Source organism: Burkholderia pyrrocinia, assembly GCF_003330765.1.
Lineage (GTDB): Bacteria > Pseudomonadota > Gammaproteobacteria > Burkholderiales > Burkholderiaceae > Burkholderia > Burkholderia pyrrocinia_B.
Genome location: NZ_CP024902.1, coordinates 869,995 through 886,356 on the forward strand (window position 1 = coordinate 869,995; position 16,362 = coordinate 886,356).

Annotated in this window: 14 protein-coding genes; 7 read left to right on the forward strand and 7 right to left on the reverse strand. The window is 67.9% G+C overall.

All coding sequences use genetic code 11. The features are described from left to right. Nucleotides 1–85 precede the first annotated feature (85 nt). Entirely contained in the window at nucleotides 86–1,273 is a 1,188-nt protein-coding gene (locus CUJ89_RS04110) for an acyl-CoA dehydrogenase (RefSeq protein WP_114176243.1), read from the reverse strand. Between the two features lie 162 nt (nucleotides 1,274–1,435). Between CUJ89_RS04110 and CUJ89_RS04115 the strand changes: the two genes are divergently transcribed. Continuing rightward, a complete protein-coding gene (locus CUJ89_RS04115) occupies nucleotides 1,436–2,230 on the forward strand; it encodes an IclR family transcriptional regulator (RefSeq protein ID WP_114176244.1) in 795 nt (264 codons plus the stop codon). A 188-nt stretch (nucleotides 2,231–2,418) separates the two neighbouring features. Next, nucleotides 2,419–2,829, forward strand: a complete 411-nt coding sequence (locus CUJ89_RS04120; RefSeq protein WP_114176245.1) for a GFA family protein — start codon at nucleotides 2,419–2,421, stop codon at nucleotides 2,827–2,829. A gap of 94 nt (nucleotides 2,830–2,923) precedes the next feature. On the opposite strand, the gene CUJ89_RS04125 is transcribed toward CUJ89_RS04120, so the two are convergent. After that, nucleotides 2,924–3,727: an EAL domain-containing protein gene (locus CUJ89_RS04125; protein WP_114176246.1), complete on the reverse strand. Its 804-nt coding sequence runs from the start codon at nucleotides 3,725–3,727 to the stop codon at nucleotides 2,924–2,926. A gap of 364 nt (nucleotides 3,728–4,091) precedes the next feature. Between CUJ89_RS04125 and CUJ89_RS04135 the strand changes: the two genes are divergently transcribed. Genes CUJ89_RS04135 through fahA form a run of 5 tightly spaced genes read left to right on the forward strand, consistent with a single transcriptional unit; the run spans nucleotide 4,092 to nucleotide 10,039 of the window. Continuing rightward, nucleotides 4,092–5,759: an FAD-dependent oxidoreductase gene (locus CUJ89_RS04135; RefSeq protein WP_114178483.1), complete on the forward strand. Its 1,668-nt coding sequence runs from the start codon at nucleotides 4,092–4,094 to the stop codon at nucleotides 5,757–5,759. A gap of 40 nt (nucleotides 5,760–5,799) precedes the next feature. Further along, on the forward strand, nucleotides 5,800–6,030 hold the full coding sequence (locus CUJ89_RS04140; protein ID WP_114176247.1) for a DUF2783 domain-containing protein: 231 nt from the start codon (nucleotides 5,800–5,802) through the stop codon (nucleotides 6,028–6,030). Then, nucleotides 6,027–7,388, forward strand: coding sequence for an MFS transporter (locus tag CUJ89_RS04145; protein WP_114176248.1), 1,362 nt, complete (start codon nucleotides 6,027–6,029; stop codon nucleotides 7,386–7,388). Before CUJ89_RS04140 ends, CUJ89_RS04145 begins: the two co-directional genes overlap by 4 nt. 15 nt (nucleotides 7,389–7,403) lie before the next feature. Next, nucleotides 7,404–8,738, forward strand: coding sequence for a homogentisate 1,2-dioxygenase (gene hmgA / locus CUJ89_RS04150; RefSeq protein WP_114176249.1), 1,335 nt, complete (start codon nucleotides 7,404–7,406; stop codon nucleotides 8,736–8,738). After that, a complete protein-coding gene (gene fahA, locus CUJ89_RS04155; protein ID WP_114176250.1) occupies nucleotides 8,735–10,039 on the forward strand; it encodes a fumarylacetoacetase in 1,305 nt (434 codons plus the stop codon). Before hmgA ends, fahA begins: the two co-directional genes overlap by 4 nt. Before the next feature lie 78 nt (nucleotides 10,040–10,117). Here the strand turns inward: fahA and CUJ89_RS04160 are convergent, their stop codons facing one another. The 5 genes from CUJ89_RS04160 to CUJ89_RS04180 form a co-directional block, all read right to left on the reverse strand. After that, complete coding sequence (locus CUJ89_RS04160; protein ID WP_114176251.1) at nucleotides 10,118–11,278, reverse strand: MFS transporter; 1,161 nt, start codon at nucleotides 11,276–11,278, stop codon at nucleotides 10,118–10,120. A 94-nt stretch (nucleotides 11,279–11,372) separates the two neighbouring features. Further along, nucleotides 11,373–12,542, reverse strand: coding sequence for an MFS transporter (locus CUJ89_RS04165; protein WP_114176252.1), 1,170 nt, complete (start codon nucleotides 12,540–12,542; stop codon nucleotides 11,373–11,375). 240 nt (nucleotides 12,543–12,782) lie between these two features. Continuing rightward, on the reverse strand, nucleotides 12,783–13,532 hold the full coding sequence (bluB, locus tag CUJ89_RS04170; protein WP_114176253.1) for a 5,6-dimethylbenzimidazole synthase: 750 nt from the start codon (nucleotides 13,530–13,532) through the stop codon (nucleotides 12,783–12,785). Between the two features lie 172 nt (nucleotides 13,533–13,704). After that, nucleotides 13,705–14,703, reverse strand: a complete 999-nt coding sequence (locus CUJ89_RS04175; RefSeq protein WP_114176254.1) for a 2-hydroxyacid dehydrogenase — start codon at nucleotides 14,701–14,703, stop codon at nucleotides 13,705–13,707. A 30-nt stretch (nucleotides 14,704–14,733) separates the two neighbouring features. Then, the gene (locus CUJ89_RS04180; RefSeq protein ID WP_114176255.1) at nucleotides 14,734–15,717 is read right to left on the reverse strand and encodes a LysR family transcriptional regulator; all 984 of its coding nucleotides are present in this window, start codon (nucleotides 15,715–15,717) and stop codon (nucleotides 14,734–14,736) included. Between the last annotated feature and the right edge of the window lie 645 nt (nucleotides 15,718–16,362).

Here is a 16,362-nt window from a genome sequence, read left to right on the forward strand (position 1 = left end):
TACGGCCCGCCCGGCAGTCATGCCGGGCGGGCCGTATCTTTTCTGCGTGCGCGGCATGGCTGCCGGGCGGGCCGCATCCGGGTGATCAGAAGAATGCCTGGATGCCCGTCTGCGCGCGGCCGAGGATCAGCGCGTGGATGTCGTGCGTGCCTTCGTACGTGTTGACCACTTCGAGGTTCACGAGGTGGCGCACAACGCCGAATTCGTCGGAGATACCGTTGCCGCCGAGCATGTCGCGCGCGAGCCGTGCGATGTCGAGCGCCTTGCCGCACGAATTGCGCTTCATGATCGACGTGATCTCGACGGCCGCCGTGCCTTCGTCCTTCATCCGGCCGAGGCGCAGCACGCCTTGCAGGCCGAGCGTGATTTCGGTCTGCATGTCGGCGAGCTTCTTCTGGATCAGCTGGTTTGCGGCGAGCGGCCGGCCGAACTGCTGGCGATCGAGCACGTACTGGCGCGCGGTGTGCCAGCAGGACTCGGCGGCGCCGAGCGCGCCCCAGGCGATCCCGTAGCGTGCCGAGTTCAGGCACGTGAACGGGCCGCGCAGGCCGCTCACGTTCGGCATCAGGTTCTCTTCTGGGACGAACACCTCGTCGAGGACGATCTCGCCGGTGATCGATGCGCGCAGCCCGACCTTGCCGTGGATCGCGGGCGCCGACAGGCCCTTCCAGCCCTTCTCGAGGATGAAGCCGCGGATCGCGTCCTTGCCGTTCTCTTCCAGCTTCGCCCACACGACGAACACGTCGGCGATCGGCGAGTTCGTGATCCACATCTTCGCGCCGGACAGCGAGTAGCCGCCGGGCACCTTCTTCGCGCGCGTGACCATGCTGCCCGGGTCGGAGCCGTGGTTCGGCTCGGTCAGCCCGAAGCAGCCGATCCATTCGCCGGTCACGAGCTTCGGCAGGTATTTCTGCTTCTGCGCGTCCGAGCCGAATTCGTAAATCGGCACCATCACGAGCGACGACTGCACGGACATCATCGACCGGTAGCCGGAATCGACGCGCTCGACTTCGCGCGCGATCAGCCCGTAGCTCACGTAATTGAGGCCGGGGCCGCCGTATTCCTCCGGAATCGTCGGGCCGAGCAGGCCGACTTCGCCCATCTCGCGGAAGATGGCTGCGTCGGTGCGTTCGTGGCGGAACGCTTCGGTGACGCGCGGTGCGAGCTTGTCCTGTGCGTAGGCCTGCGCGGCATCGCGCACCATCCGCTCTTCTTCGGTCAGTTGCTGGTCGAGCAGCAGCGGATCGTCCCAATGAAAAGTTGCAGCGCTCATCGTTTCATCTCCTGTCGGTCAGCGTTAGCGCTTCAGCGCTTACGCGGACCCCATGCTTTGCGGTCGGTCAGCGTTAGCGCTGATCCCATGCCTAAGGTTCGCTTGACTTGCGTTCCGCACTGCGGAACAATGTTTTGCAAATCAAACCCAGTGTAGCATCAGATGACACTTTCAACCATCGACGAAACCATGATCGACGAACGCAAGTTCGTCGTCGCGCTCGCGCGCGGGCTCGACCTGCTGCGCGCCTTCCGACCCGGCGAGACGATGCTCGGCAATCGCGACTTCGCGGAGCGTACGGGGCTGCCGAAGGCGACGGTGAACCGCCTCGCCTATACGCTGACCGTGCTCGGCTACCTGCGCTACGACGAGACGCTCGGAAAGTATGCGCTCGACGCCGGCGTGCTGTCGCTCGGCTACGCGCTGCTGTCGGGCTCGGGGACGATCGACCTCGCGCGGCCGCACATGCAGGCGCTCGCGCGCGAGATCGGCGCGGCCGTGTCGCTCGGCTGCCGCGACGGGCTCGACATGATCTATCTGGAGACGATCCGCAGCGAAACCGCGCTGACGCTCGGGCTTGCGCCCGGCTCGCGGCTGTCGATGCTGACGAGCTCGATGGGGCGCGCGTACCTGGCCGTGCAGCCGGAGGACGTGCGCCGCGCGCTGTATGCGGAACTGCATCGCGCGGCCGGCGGCGCGGCCGACGCCGATGCGCTCGTCGTCGCCGCGCAGCACGCGGTGGCCGAGTTCTCGGCGGGTGGAGGTTGCTGCTATTCGTTCCGCGCGTGGCACATGGACGTGAACGCGGCGGCCGTGCCGTTTCGCGAGCCGCGCGAAGGGCGCTGGCTGATCCTGAGCTGCAGCGGCCCCGCGTCGTCGATGGACGAGGGCGTGTTCCGTACGCAGGTCGGGCCGAAGCTGAAGGCGCTCGCGCAGCGGCTCGGGCAGACGGCCTGAGCACGGCGGCGCGCGGCGACGTGCGACGGGCCGGTGTGATACCGGCGCCGCAAGCGGCGAATCACAGTCGCGGGTATCCGCAAAAACGGCAAGCGCGTCCCGCTCGCGGTTGCGTGCCCGGCGCACGGCGCTCATCATCGTCTGCCAGATGCTCGACGAGTTCAACGCGTTCGACGACGAGGCTGGCGATGTCACACCCGGAAACGATGGAAGGCGGTTGTGCGTGCGGGGCGATCCGCTACCGGATCGCGCATGTTCCGACCGACGCCGGTTTTTGCCATTGCCGGCTCTGCCAGCGGACGACCGGCGCGGCGGTCGTCGCGTCCGCGTCGGTGCCGATCGACGCATTCGAATACCTGCAGGGCGAGCCGACGGTCTACGCGTCGAGCGCGTGGGGCGAGCGCCGCTTCTGCGGCCGATGCGGCGCGCAACTCGAATACCGGCTTGCCGATGCGCCGAACACGGTCGAGATCAACTCCGCGACGCTCGACGCGCCGTCGCGGTTGCGCCCGGCGTGGCATGTCTGGTACGGGGATCGTTTTCCGGGCATCGAGATCGGCGACGACCTGCCGAAGTACGACGATGGTGGAAGCGACTAGGCGGCGGCCGCCACGCTAAAGAGAAACACAACGCCTGAACCTGCCGTTTGGCATGCGGCGCGCCACCTCCTGCGCGCGCCGTCCTCCCGTCTCGTCAAGCCGTCACGATCTTCGCGAACACCGGCCCCTGCATGAACCGCACGTCGTGCTGGCGCAGCAACTCGCACTGCGTCTCGTCGACGACGCCGTCGAAGATCAGCGGAATCCGCACGCGCTGCGCATAGGCGACGAGCGCCTTGACCATCCCGTCGCGCAACGCGATGCCTGCATCCATCTTGATGTAGTCGGGCCGCGCCATCTCCGATTCGACCGCGAGGATGCGGCCCGGATCAGGCAGCTTGTCCGCGACCTTGAAACCGTGATGCTGGTAGCTGCGCGTCAGGTAGCCGAGAAAGGTCTTGTGCGCGACCGCGACCGCCGGCAATTCGATCACGATGCGCTCGACCGGCAGCCCGAAGCGCTGCAGCACCGACGAGAAATGCTTGCCGTGGTCGTACTTGACGCTCTTCAGCAGCCGTTCGTGCACGCGCAGGAACAGCAGCCCGTGGCGCTGCGCGCCGAAGAAGTTGATCGCGTGCAGCGCGCGCGACAGGCGATCGATCGCGACGAGCGTCTGGTCGTCGACGGCCGAGTCGATCGGATCGTGCGGCGCACCCGTGACGAGCGTGACGGCCTGGAAGCCGAGTTCGTCGCCGTAGCGCTCGATCGTATCGGCGAACGACGTCGATTGCGGCGCGCCGGGCATCGTGACGTCGTAGATCGGTTCGTAGGCGCTGCCGAGCGTGCGCTCGGGCAGATTCGCGCTCGCGGTGCCGCCTTCGGCGAGCGCGAGGTGATCCCGCAGATACGGCAGTTGCCCGGCACGGGCGACCAGCTCGGGAATGGTGGGCGGAATCATCGGCGTAAGAAGGAAAAACGGCGGCCGAACGGGCCGCCTCGTATCTCGATATTAGCAGCGCACGCCACGCTCGGCTTGGCGTTTCGTTCATATGGTTATCCCGTCCCCGGGTCGGCGCTTAGGGTTTACGATGTTTTCACTATTCGTAATTGGTTTTACTATTCGTAAATCAAAAAGATGTCGCCGATCAAGAAATGCGGCAGTCGGGCGCCGCGAAACGGCGCCGTTCACGAATCAACAGGAAGCAAGGAGCGAGACGTGGCGGTTGACAGGAAATGCGCGCGGGACGGCGGGCCGGAGCGCCGGCAGGCGACGGGCGGGAACACGGATGCGCCGGCGTGCGCACGGCGGCGTTGAGGCGCGGATGGCGACCATGAGCATCGATTACCAGACGCTGAAGTTCGAGTACCGCCCGCGCGCGCATGACGCGGCCGTCCACCCGGTGATCGTCGTCGGCGCGGGCCCGGTGGGCCTGTCGGCCGCGATCGACCTCGCGCAGCAGGGCGTGCCCGTCGTGCTGCTCGACGACGACGACACGCTGTCGACCGGCTCGCGCGCGATCTGCTTCGCGAAGCGCACGCTCGAGATCTTCGACCGGCTCGGCTGCGGCGAGCGCTTCGTCGACAAGGGCGTGAGCTGGCACGTCGGCAAGGTGTTCCTGCAGGACGAGCAGCTGTACGCGTTCGACCTGCTGCCCGAGGAAGGGCATGCGCGCCCCGCGTTCATCAACCTGCAGCAGTACTACGTCGAAGGCTATCTGGCCGACCGCGCGTTCGCGCTGCCGAACATCGACATCCGCTGGAAGCACAAGGTGACGGGCGTCGAGCAGTCGGCCGACCACGCGGTGCTGACGATCGAGACGCCGGAGGGCGTCGCGACGCTGCGCGCGCAGTACGTGATCGCGGCCGACGGCTCGCGCAGCCCGATGCGCACGATGATGGGCTTCGAAAGCCACGGCCGGACGTTCAAGGACCGTTTCCTGATCGCCGACGTGAAGATGAAGGCGGAGTTTCCGACCGAGCGCTGGTTCTGGTTCGATCCGCCGTTCCACCGCAACCAGTCGGTGCTGCTGCACCGCCAGCCCGACAACGTGTGGCGCATCGACTTCCAGCTCGGCTGGGACGCCGATCCTGTCGCCGAGAAGCAGCCGGAGCGCGTGATCCCGCGCGTGCGCGCGCTGCTCGGGCCGGACGTCGAGTTCGAGCTCGAATGGGTGAGCGTCTATACGTTCCGCTGCCAGCGGATGGACACGTTCCGTCACGGCCGCGTGCTGTTCGCGGGCGATTCCGCGCACGGTGTGTCGCCGTTCGGCGCGCGCGGCGCGAACAGCGGCGTGCAGGACGCGGACAACCTCGGATGGAAGCTGAAGCTCGTGCTCGACGGCCGCTCGGCCGACAGCCTGCTCGATACGTACGCCAGCGAGCGCGAGTTCGCGGCCGACGAGAACATCCGCAACTCGACGCGCTCGACCGACTTCATCACGCCGAAGAGCCCGGTGTCGCGCGTGTTTCGCGACGCGACGCTGAAGCTCGCGCGCGACTGCGAATTCGCGCGCAAGCTCGTGAACAGCGGCCGCCTGTCGGTGCCGGCCGTGCTCGCCGATTCACCGCTGAACACGCCCGATCGCAGTGGCGACGCATTCGCGTGCGCGATGCGGCCGGGCGCGGCGGCGGCCGATGCGCCGGTGCGCGCGCTGGGTGCCTCGGGCTGGCTGCTGCAGCACCTGCGCGGCGGCTTCACGGGCGTGCTGTTCGGGCTGCCGGGCGATGCGGCCGCGCTCGCGCAGGCCGTCGACGGCCTTGCGCTGCCGGTGCGGCCCGTGCTCGTCGTGCCGGCCGGGCATGCGCAGCCGGTGGCCGGTGTCGACGTCGATATCGTGGAGGATGTCGACGGTTTCGCCGCGCAACGTTACGACGCGAAGCCCGGCACGTTCTACCTGCTGCGTCCCGACCAGCATGTCTGCGCACGCACGCGCACGCTCGACCGTCAGGCGATTGCCGACGCACTGGCGCGCGCGACCTGCGCACGCTGAACATCGCATTGCACACGACAACGACACCGGAGCCCCCGTCATGCCCTCACTCGATACCCGTCCGCGCCTGGTCGATCCGGACGCGTTCTACGAAGCGCTGATCGACATGCATCGCGACCTGTCCGACGCCGACAGCCAGCTCGTCAACGCGAAGCTGATCCTGCTGCTCGCGAACCAGATCGGCGATCTCGACGTGCTGCGCGAAGCGATGGCGCTCGCGCGCCAGGGCGTGACGCCGCCCGTGCATCCGGCCGCCGAGGCGGCGCAATGAGCGCGGCGCCGGCCGACGCACGCGTGCTCGAAGTCGAGCGCGTGATCGACGAGACCCATCGCCCGGGCTTTCACTGGATGCTGCTCGTGCTGTGCGGGCTGTGCCTCGTGATCGACGGTTTCGATGCGCAGGCGATGGGCTACGTCGCGCCGAGCGTGATCGCCGAATGGGGCGTGCCGAAGCAGGCGCTCGGCCCGGTGTTCAGCGCGAGCCTGTTCGGGATGCTGCTCGGCGCGCTCGCGCTGTCGGTGCTGGCCGACCGGATCGGGCGGCGCCCGGTGCTGATCGGCTCGACGCTGTTCTTCGCGGTGACGATGCTCGCGACGCCGTTCGCGGGGTCGATCCCGGTGCTGATGGCGCTGCGCTTCGTCACGGGCCTCGGCCTCGGCTGCATCATGCCGAACGCGATGGCGCTGGTCGGCGAGTTCAGCCCGGCCGCGCATCGCGTGAAGCGGATGATGATGGTGTCATGCGGTTTCACGCTCGGCGCGGCGATCGGCGGCTTCATCAGCGCCGCGCTGATTCCGGCGCTCGGCTGGCGTTCGGTGTTCTTCGTCGGCGGCACGGTGCCGCTCGTGCTCACGGTCGCGATGGTCGCGCGGCTGCCCGAGTCGCTGCAGTTCCTGGTGCTGAAAGGGCGCGACGCGCAGGCGCGCGACTGGCTCGCGCGCTTCGCGCCGCAGGCCGGCATCGACGCGAACACGCGGCTCGTCGTGCGCGAACGCGCCGCGACCGGCGCGCCGGTCGCCGAACTGTTCAGCCACGGCCGCCTGCCGGTCACGCTGCTGCTGTGGGCGATCAGCTTCATGAACCTGATCGATCTGTACTTCCTGTCGAACTGGCTGCCGACCGTGATGCGCGACGCGGGCTATTCGCAGGGCACGGCGGTGATCGTCGGCACGGTGCTGCAGACCGGCGGCGTGATCGGCACGCTGTCGCTCGGCTGGTTCATCGAACGCTACGGCTTCGTGCGCGTGCTGTTCGTGTGCTTCGCGTGCGCGGCCGTATCGGTAGGGCTGATCGGCTCGGTCGCGCATGCGCTGCCGTGGCTGCTGGTCGCCGTGTTCGCGGGCGGGTTCTGCGTGGTCGGCGGGCAGCCGGCCGTGAACGCGCTCGCGGGCCAGTATTACCCGACGTCGCTGCGCTCGACGGGCATCGGCTGGAGCCTCGGCATCGGCCGGATCGGCTCGGTGCTCGGGCCGCTCGTCGGCGGACAACTGATTGCGCTCAACTGGTCGAACGGTGCGCTGTTCCACGCGGCCGCGGTGCCCGTGCTGTGCTCGGCGCTGTTCGTCCTCGGCCTGGCGGGTGTGACGCGGCGAAGCGGCGCGCAGGCGCCGAACGCCGCCATGAATTGATGGAGAAAGGAAACGATGACGCTTGACCTGTCGAAACCGGCGACTGCCGGCTACCTGAGCGGTTTCGCGAACGAATTCGCGACCGAGGCGCTGCCCGGCGCGCTGCCGCACGGCCGCAACTCGCCGCAGCGCGCGCCGTACGGGCTGTATGCGGAGCAGTTGTCGGGCACCGCGTTTACCGCGCCGCGCGGCCACAACCGCCGCTCGTGGCTGTACCGCATCCGCCCGGCGGCCGTGCACCGGCCGTTCGAGCCGTTCGCGGGCCCGCAGCGGCTCGTGTCGGAATTCGGCGACTCGGCCGACGTGCCGCCGACGCCGCCGAACCAGTTGCGCTGGGATCCGCTGCCGATGCCGGTCGAGCCGACCGATTTCGTCGAAGGGCTGGTGACGATGGCCGGCAACGGCTCGGCGGCCGCGATGAACGGCTGCGCGATTCACCTGTACGCGGCGAACCGCTCGATGCAGGACCGCTTCTTCTACAGCGCGGACGGCGAACTGCTGATCGTTCCGCAGCAGGGCCGGCTCTTCATTGCGACCGAATTCGGCCGGCTCGACGTCGAGCCGTTCGAGATCGCGGTGATCCCGCGCGGCGTGCGTTTTTCCGTCGCGCTGCCGGACGGCGACGCGCGCGGCTACATCTGCGAAAACTTCGGCGCGCAGCTGCGCCTGCCGGATCTCGGCCCGATCGGCTCGAACGGTCTCGCGAACCCGCGCGACTTCCTGACGCCGCAGGCCGCGTACGAAGACCGCGAAGGCGCGTTCGAGCTGATCGCGAAGCTGAACGGCCGCCTGTGGCGCGCGGACATCGGCCATTCGCCGCTCGACGTCGTCGCGTGGCACGGCAACTACGCACCGTACAAATACGATCTGCGCCTGTTCAACACGATCGGCTCGATCAGCTTCGACCATCCCGATCCGTCGATCTTCCTCGTGCTGCAGTCGCAGAGCGATACGCCGGGCGTCGACACGATCGACTTCGTGATCTTCCCGCCGCGCTGGCTCGCGGCCGAGGATACGTTCCGCCCGCCGTGGTTCCACCGCAATGTCGCGAGCGAGTTCATGGGGCTCGTGCACGGCGCATACGACGCGAAGGCCGAAGGCTTCGTGCCGGGCGGCGCGAGTCTGCATAACTGCATGTCGGGCCACGGGCCCGACGCGGACACGTTCGAGAAGGCGTCCGCGAGCGACACGACGAAGCCGCACAAGGTCGACGCGACGATGGCGTTCATGTTCGAGACCCGCACGCTGATCCGGCCGACGCGCTACGCGCTCGACACCGCGCAGCTGCAGGCGGACTACTTCGAATGCTGGCAAGGCATCCAGAAACACTTCAATCCGGAGCAACGATGAGCGATACCCAAGACTGGCGCGCGACGCTCGACCCGGCCCGCAAGAGCTGGGTCGAGACGGCGAACGATCCCGCCTGCGATTTCCCGATCCAGAACCTGCCGTTCGGGATCTTCAGCGATGCGAAGCAGGCGGCGCGCCGTGCGGGCGTCGCGCTCGGCGACCAGGTCGTCGATCTCGCTGTGCTGGCGCGCGCGGGCCTCGTGACGCTGCCGGCCGACGCCGATGCGTTCGCCGCGCCGACGCTCAACGCGTTCATCGCGCTCGGCCGCGACGCGTGGCGCAGCGTGCGCGTGCAGTTGTCGGACCTGTTCTCGCGCGACAACGCACGGCTGCGCGACGATACGGCGCTGCGCGCGCAGGTGCTCGTCGCGCAGCGCGACGCGACGCTGCATCTGCCGGTCGAGATTCCCGGCTATACCGATTTCTATTCGTCGAAGGAACATGCGACCAACGTCGGCTCGATGTTCCGCGATCCGAAGAATGCGCTGCTGCCGAACTGGTCGGAGATGCCGATCGGCTACAACGGCCGCGCGTCGTCGGTGGTCGTGAGCGGCACGCCGGTGCGGCGCCCGAACGGGCAACTGAAGCTGCCCGACCAGGAACGCCCGGTGTTCGGCGCGTGCCGTAAGCTCGACATCGAACTGGAGACGGGCTTCATCGTCGGCAAGGGCAATGCGCTCGGCGAGCCGATCGCGTGCGAGGACGCGGAGGCGCACATCTTCGGGATGGTGCTGCTGAACGACTGGAGCGCGCGCGATATCCAGCAGTGGGAATACGTGCCGCTCGGCCCGTTCAACTCGAAGGGCTTCGCGACGACGATCTCGCCGTGGATCGTCACACTCGACGCGCTCGAACCGTTCCGCACCGCGCAGCCGGAGCAGGCGCCGCAGCCGCTCGCGTATCTGCAGCACGCGGGCAAGCATGGGTTCGACATCGCGCTCGAAGTGACGCTGCGCGCCGAGGGCGACGCCGAAGCGACGTCGATCTGCCGCACCAACTTCAAGCACATGTACTGGACGATGGCGCAGCAGCTCGCGCATCACACGGTCGCGGGCTGCAACACACGGGTCGGTGACCTGATGGGATCGGGCACGATCAGCGGGCCGACGAAGGATTCGTTCGGCAGCCTGCTCGAACTGACGTGGAACGGCAAGGAGCCGGTCGCGCTGGACGGCGGCGGCAGCCGCACGTTCATCGACGACGGCGACGAGTTGACGCTGAAGGGCTGGTGCCAGGGCGACGGCTATCGTGTCGGCTTCGGCACGTGCGCCGGCAAGATCCTGCCGGCGCGTAACGCGTAACGCGCAAGACGCAGCGTGTAGTACGGCAGTACCGGGCGGCCCGTATCAAGCGGGCCGTCGTCAATGTGTCGGCGGATGTCAGACCGCGCGTTGCACCGTGGCGCGGCGTTCCCACAGCGCGGCCGCGACGAATGCCGCGACGCAGACGACCAGCACGCCGACCAGCGCGTTGCTGCCCAGTTGCTCCATCAATGCGCCCGCAACGAGCGGGCCGCCGAAGCTCGCGGCGCTCCACGACGCCGACACGAGCGAGCTCGCGGTGACGAGCGCCGCACCGCGGAAGCGTTCGCCGCACGCGACGAGCGACAGCGTATAGATGCTGCCGGCCGCCGCGCCGAGCACGAACAGCAGCGGCCAGCACAGCCACGGGTTCGCGATGACGAATGGCAGCAGCGGCAGGCCGGCCAGCACGATCCAGCCCGCGCCGAGGTGCACGCGTTCGCGGCCGAGCTTGTCCGCGAGCCAGCCGATCGGGAACTGCATCGCGGTATCGCCGAACAGCATGATCGACGCGAGCAGCACGGCGGTCGCGCTCGCGACGCCGTGATCCATCGCGTAGAGCGGCAGCAGCGACAGCGCGAGCGTGTCGAACAGCGCGAAGAACCCGGTGCCGATGATCAGCGCGGGCATGCGCGGCAGCACCGCGAGCCAGTGATCGTGTTCCGCGTGATGTGCGTCGTCGCCGGCGAGCGGCGCGCGCCGGATCGTCGCGAGCGTCGGCAGCGCGAGCAGGAACAGCGCGCCGCACAGCGCGAAGCGGATGCTCGTCGCGCCCGCGATCTGGCTCACGAGCACGGGGCCCGCCATCTGGAACAGCGTGAAATTGGTCGCGTAGATCGCGACGACGCGGCCGCGCGTCGAATCGTCGGCGAGCTGGTTGACCCATGCTTCGCCGATCGTGAACAGCAGCATCAGCGCGGCGCCGCACAACACGCGCAGCACGCCCCACAGGATCAGGTTCGACGTGAACTGCATCAGCGCGGTGGCCGCCGCGAGCAGCACGACCGACACGACGATCGCGCGGCGTGAGCCGATGTGTCGCGCGAGTGCGGTGACGAACGGGACGATCGCGAGGCCGCCGAGGGCCTGCGCGGCCGTCAGCATGCCGACGACGTTGGTGCCGTGTCCGGCTTCGGTCAGCGCGAGCGCGGTGAGCGGCAGCGTGGCGCCGGTCCCGAGGCCGACGACCGCGACGCTCAGGATGAGCGCGAGGAAATCACGATTAAGAATGGCTTTCATCGGCGGCGATGCTACACCGGGGACCTTGAAAGGTCCATGAAGGCCATCAGGTTCGAATGGCGTTGCGCGCGCAACGAATGCGCGCGGCCCCGCGTTACACGTATTCGGTCGGCACGACCACCGGGCGGCGTTCGAGCGACGCCGACCACAGCGTGAGCGCCAGCGCCGCGACGGCCATCGCGACCCCGACCCACGGCAGGTTCACGAGCGGCACGCCGGAACCGATCGCCATCCCGCCGAGCCAGGCGCCCGTCGCGTTGCCGAGGTTGAATGCGCCCTGGTTCAGCGTCGACGCGAGGTTAGGTGCGTCGCTCGCGCGGTCGACGATCAGGATCTGCAGCGGCGGCACGATCGCGAACGCGAGGATGCCCCACACGAAGATCGTCGCGAGCGCGGCGAACGGCAGGTGCATCGTGCCCGCGAACAGCGCGAGGACGATGCCGATCAGCGCAAGCGTCGCGATCAGCGACGGCATCCGGCGCCAGTCGGCGAGCTTGCCGCCGAGCGTGCCGCCGACCGTCAGCCCGAGGCCGAACAGCAGCAGCACATACGTGACCTGACGCGGCGAGAAGCCGGTCACGTCCTCGAGGATCGGCGTGATGTACGTGAACACGCTGAACAGGCTCGCGGACGCGAGCACGCTGATGCCGAGCACCATCAGCACCTGCGGGTGCTTCAGCACGCTGAATTCGCGCGTGATGCTGGTGTCGGGCATCGCGAGATTCTTCGGCAGGCACACGGCGAGCGCGGCGGCCGCGGCGATGCCGATGCCGGTGACGGCCCAGAACGTCGCGCGCCAGCCGAACGCCTGGCCGAGCGCGGTGCCGAGCGGCACGCCGAGCACATTCGCGAGCGTGAGGCCCGTGAACATCAGCGCGATCGCCTGTGCGCGGCGGTTCGGCGCGACGAGGTTGCTCGCGACTACCGAGCCGATCCCGAAGAACGCGCCGTGGCAGAACGCGGTGACGACGCGGGCGGCCATCAGCACCGCATAGCCGGGGGCGATCGCACAGAACAGGTTGCCCGCGATGAACAGCCCGATCAGGCCCATCAGTGCGCGCTTGCGCGGCATCTTCGCGGTGACGATCGCGAGGATCGGCGCGCCGATCGTCACGCCGAGCGCGTAGCCCGACACGAGCATCCCGGCGGCCGGAATCGACACGCCGAGGTCGCGCGCGACATTGGGCAGCAGCCCCATGATCACGAATTCGGTGGTACCGATTCCAAATGCGGCGACGGCAAGGGCGAAAAGAGGTAAGGGCATCGCGGTAGGCTCGGGAAAAGCCGCCGCTCGGGCCAGGCGCGGATGCGCGGGGCGGGCGGACGGTAAGGCGAACGACAGCCGCGATTCTACTTCAGTGAAAACCCCTATGCTCGGGGCCAAAACGGATGTTGCCGGCGTGCGACGGGGTAGCGCGTGTAAAGCGCACAGTGTGGGATTCGACGAAGGTTTGCAGCGGCGAATGTGCCGGGGTCGGAACGATGACGGCGGTGGGGCCGCTCGTCAGGCGATTCGTTCGGGAGACCCGTCGGGGAAGGCGTTCGATGCGTTTGCCGCGTCGGCGTCCGGTGTTGCGTCCGCCGGCGACGAAGGCGAACCGGCGGCGTCGATCGCGGCCGGTTTGTCCCAGCCGTTCTCGAACAGGCACGCTTCGATCGGCATCCGCGTGGCCCAGCGTTCCGCTTCGAGCATCGGCTTCGCATAGAACGCGTCGACGTGCCCGACGCACAGCACGGCGATCGGCTTTGCGCCGTCGGGCATGCGAAGCAGCGTGCGCAGCGCATCGACGTCGAACAGCGACACCCAGCCCATCCCGAGCCCTTCCGCGCGGGCCGCGAGCCACATGTTCTGGATTGCGCACGCGGCGGACGCCAGATCCATCTCCGGCAGCGTGCGGCGGCCGAACACGTGGCGCTCGCGGCCGTCGGCGAGCGCGACGACCAGCAGCTCGCCGCATTCGCGCACGCCTTCGACCTTCAGCCGCATGAATTCGTCCTGGCGCTCGCCGAGCGCGTCGGCGGTCGCGCGGCGTTCGGCCTCGACCAGCGCGTGGATCGCGGTGCGCAGCGCGGGATCGGTGATGCGGATGAAGCGCCACGGCTGCATGAAGCCGACGCTCGGCGCGTGGTGCGCGGCGCGCAACAAGCGCGCGAGCACGGCCGGATCGACGGGCGCCGGCGTGAAATGGCGCATGTCGCGCCGTTCGAAAATGGCGCGGTAGACGGCGGCGATGTCGGAGTCGTCGAAACGCATGAGCGGCAAAGGCAAGGAAGGACGTCGGCGCAACGATAACAGACGGCGCGCACGAAACGTTACTTCAGCAGAAACAATGCACTGAATTGTTGACGAAGTCGGGTGCGGTGCGCAGCAACAGGCGCGAGCAAACGATTGCGGGTGCGCTGCCTGCCGTCAAACGTGCTGTTTCTCAACGGTTTGCCATCACGACGTTCTGCGGAGCCCCCGCATGCCAAGCCTCGATGTTCAGCAGCGTCGTCTGCGCGATCTCCGCCAACGCTTCGCGCGTGAAGAACGCCTGGTGCGACGTGACGATCACGTTCGGGAACGTCAGCAGGCGCGCGAGCACGTCGTCCTGCAGCGGCAGGTCGGAGTGATCCTCGAAGAAGAGCCCGCTTTCCTCCTCGTACACGTCGAGCCCGAGATGGCCGAGCTGGCCGCTCTTGAGCGCGTCGACCAGCGCCTGCGCATCGACGAGGCCGCCGCGGCCGGTGTTGATCAGCATCGCGCCGTGCTTCATCCGTGCAAGGGTCTGCGCATTGATCAGATGGTGCGTCGACGGCAGCAGCGGGCAGTGCAGGCTGACGATGTCGGCGTGGTGCAGCAACGCGTCGAGTTCGACATAGCGCGCGCCGAACGCGATCAGCTCGTCGTTGTACGGCGGCACCGAATGCGCGAGCACATGCATCCCGAAGCCCATCATGATCTTCGCGAACACGCTGCCGATGATGCCGGTGCCGATCACGCCGACGGTCTTGCCGTGCAGGTCGAAGCCGAGCAGGCCGTTCAGCGAGAAGTCGCCTTCGCGGGTGCGCGCGACGGCGCGCGGCAGGCGGCGGTTGAGCGCGAGGATCAGTGCGACCGCGTGCTCGGCGACCGCATGCGGCGAATAGGCGGGCACGCGCACGACCGCGATGCCGAGCCGCTCGGCGGCCGCCAGGTCGACATGGTTGAAGCCCGCCGAGCGCAGCGCGATCAGGCGCGTGCCGCCGTCCGCGAGCCGTTCGAGCACGGCCGCGTCGACGGTATCGTTGACGAACGGGCAGACGACTTCATAGCCATGCGCGAGGATCGCGGTCTCCGCGTCGAGGTGCGACGGCTGGAAGTGCAGTCGATAGCCGAACTGCCGGTTGGCGGCGCTAAACGAATCGTCGTCGTACTGCCGGCTGCTGAACAGGATTACGCGCACGCTGCACCTCCGATGGCTGTCGCGCGCAGTTTACTGCAGGCCCGTGATGATGTCGGAGCGTTCAGGCCCGCGCGACGGCCGCAGGAAGCCGTAGTCCGTCCGTTCTCGGGCCTTCTGCGCGCTGAAGTGGTCGAGTGCGTGCTCGACGAAGCTGCGCGTGCGGGCCGGCACGTACTGGCGGTTCGGGTAGACGAGCGACAACTGCGCGTCCGGATCGTCGATCCGGTAGCCGGCCAGCAGCCGAACGAGCGTGCCGCTGTTGAGCGCGTCGGCGACGCACGGTTCGGGCAGCACCGCGATGCCGGCGCCGGCCACGGCGGCCGCCTGGACCAGCGCGAGCTGGTTGACCGTGCAGGCCGGGCGCACCGTGACGGAATGCGCGACGCCGTCGTGGCCGACCAGTTGCCACGCGGGCGCGTGCTGGTGCGGCGCGAGCGTGACCCAGTCGTGGCCCGGCAGGTCGTCGGGCACGCGCGGCTCGCCGCGCCGTTCGAGATAGGCCGGCGCCGCGCACGCGACGAACGGGTTCGGCGCGAGCGCATGGCCGATCAGAGACGGGTTGCCGTCGAGCCGGTTGCCCGTGACGATACCGACGTCGTAGCCCGAATCGAGCACGTCGAGCGGCCCCTCGGCGACGGTCAGCTGCACGCGCAGCTCGGGGTAGCGGTGCCGGAAGCTGCTGACGAGCGGAGTCAGCGCAAGCGGCGACAGCAGGCCCGACGCGACGACGCGCAGCGTGCCGGCCGGTTCGCGCACGGCATGCGCGACGGACGACTCGAGGTGGTCGAATTCCTCGAGCAGCGCGCGGCAACCGTCGAGGTAGCGCACGCCGGCCTCGGTGAGCGACAGGTTGCGCGTGGTGCGGTGGATCAGCCGTGTGTTCAGGTGGCCCTCGAGCATCGCGATCGAACGCGTGACGAGCGCATTGGACACGCCGAGATGGTGCGCCGCGCGCCGGAAGCTTTGCTGCTCGGCGACGCAGACGAATACACGCATGGTCTGAATCTGGTTCATGGCTTGTGTATTTCTGGCCCGGTTGATTGATTATGGTTGTGATTTTTTGCCGCGCAACCTCGAAATTGCATCACACGGCACCCAGTTCTCGCTCGTATCGAAAAATCGGTTTTCGATTCCGCAGACGATTGTTAAATACAGAAGCGATATCCGTCAACCTGAGAAAAGGGGCGGGTTGCGGAAAATCGAAATCGCGGGTACCGGTTAAACGCGGTGATGCCGCACGCGCCTGCCGGGAAAAACCGGCGCGGTATTGGAATATGCGTCGATGTGGCGAATATTTCTTATGTTAATCAATTGGTTGCATGTTATTCGATCAGGCCGTATCGGGTAATTTGAGGAGTCGTCCCCCCAATACATGCTGCAATAATGGATGTTTTTCCTGCGTGCGAATTTCGCGTATCGCATTCCGCGCGGCGATTTTTATCGGGCACCCGGTCTATTCCGTTCGGTGCGCAAGTCGTGCTGAACCGCCGGCATCGGCGAATCGCGGCGATATTGCCGGAGAAAATCGCGCGCATGGCGCCCGGATGGAACCGTTTCGCAACCGGCCGGCAATCCCTTTCCAATCCGGAACGCCATCGCGCGACACGCGCGCGGCCGGCTGGCCCGGTCGGGCGACCGGGCCAGCGTCGTGCTGTCCGG

What these genes read in the sequence shown, in the direction of transcription:
- CUJ89_RS04145 (WP_114176248.1), top strand. Translation starts at nt 6,027, where the DNA reads ATGAGCGCGGCGCCGGCCGACGCACGCGTGCTCGAAGTCGAGCGCGTG.
- CUJ89_RS04140 (WP_114176247.1), top strand. Translation starts at nt 5,800, where the DNA reads ATGCCCTCACTCGATACCCGTCCGCGCCTGGTCGATCCGGACGCGTTC.
- CUJ89_RS04125 (WP_114176246.1), bottom strand. Translation starts at nt 3,727, where the DNA reads ATGATTCCGCCCACCATTCCCGAGCTGGTCGCCCGTGCCGGGCAACTG.
- fahA (WP_114176250.1), top strand. Translation starts at nt 8,735, where the DNA reads ATGAGCGATACCCAAGACTGGCGCGCGACGCTCGACCCGGCCCGCAAG.
- CUJ89_RS04120 (WP_114176245.1), top strand. Translation starts at nt 2,419, where the DNA reads ATGTCACACCCGGAAACGATGGAAGGCGGTTGTGCGTGCGGGGCGATC.
- CUJ89_RS04135 (WP_114178483.1), top strand. Translation starts at nt 4,092, where the DNA reads ATGGCGACCATGAGCATCGATTACCAGACGCTGAAGTTCGAGTACCGC.
- CUJ89_RS04115 (WP_114176244.1), top strand. Translation starts at nt 1,436, where the DNA reads ATGACACTTTCAACCATCGACGAAACCATGATCGACGAACGCAAGTTC.
- CUJ89_RS04110 (WP_114176243.1), bottom strand. Translation starts at nt 1,273, where the DNA reads ATGAGCGCTGCAACTTTTCATTGGGACGATCCGCTGCTGCTCGACCAG.
- CUJ89_RS04165 (WP_114176252.1), bottom strand. Translation starts at nt 12,542, where the DNA reads ATGCCCTTACCTCTTTTCGCCCTTGCCGTCGCCGCATTTGGAATCGGT.
- hmgA (WP_114176249.1), top strand. Translation starts at nt 7,404, where the DNA reads ATGACGCTTGACCTGTCGAAACCGGCGACTGCCGGCTACCTGAGCGGT.
- CUJ89_RS04180 (WP_114176255.1), bottom strand. Translation starts at nt 15,717, where the DNA reads ATGAACCAGATTCAGACCATGCGTGTATTCGTCTGCGTCGCCGAGCAG.
- bluB (WP_114176253.1), bottom strand. Translation starts at nt 13,532, where the DNA reads ATGCGTTTCGACGACTCCGACATCGCCGCCGTCTACCGCGCCATTTTC.
- CUJ89_RS04160 (WP_114176251.1), bottom strand. Translation starts at nt 11,278, where the DNA reads ATGAAAGCCATTCTTAATCGTGATTTCCTCGCGCTCATCCTGAGCGTC.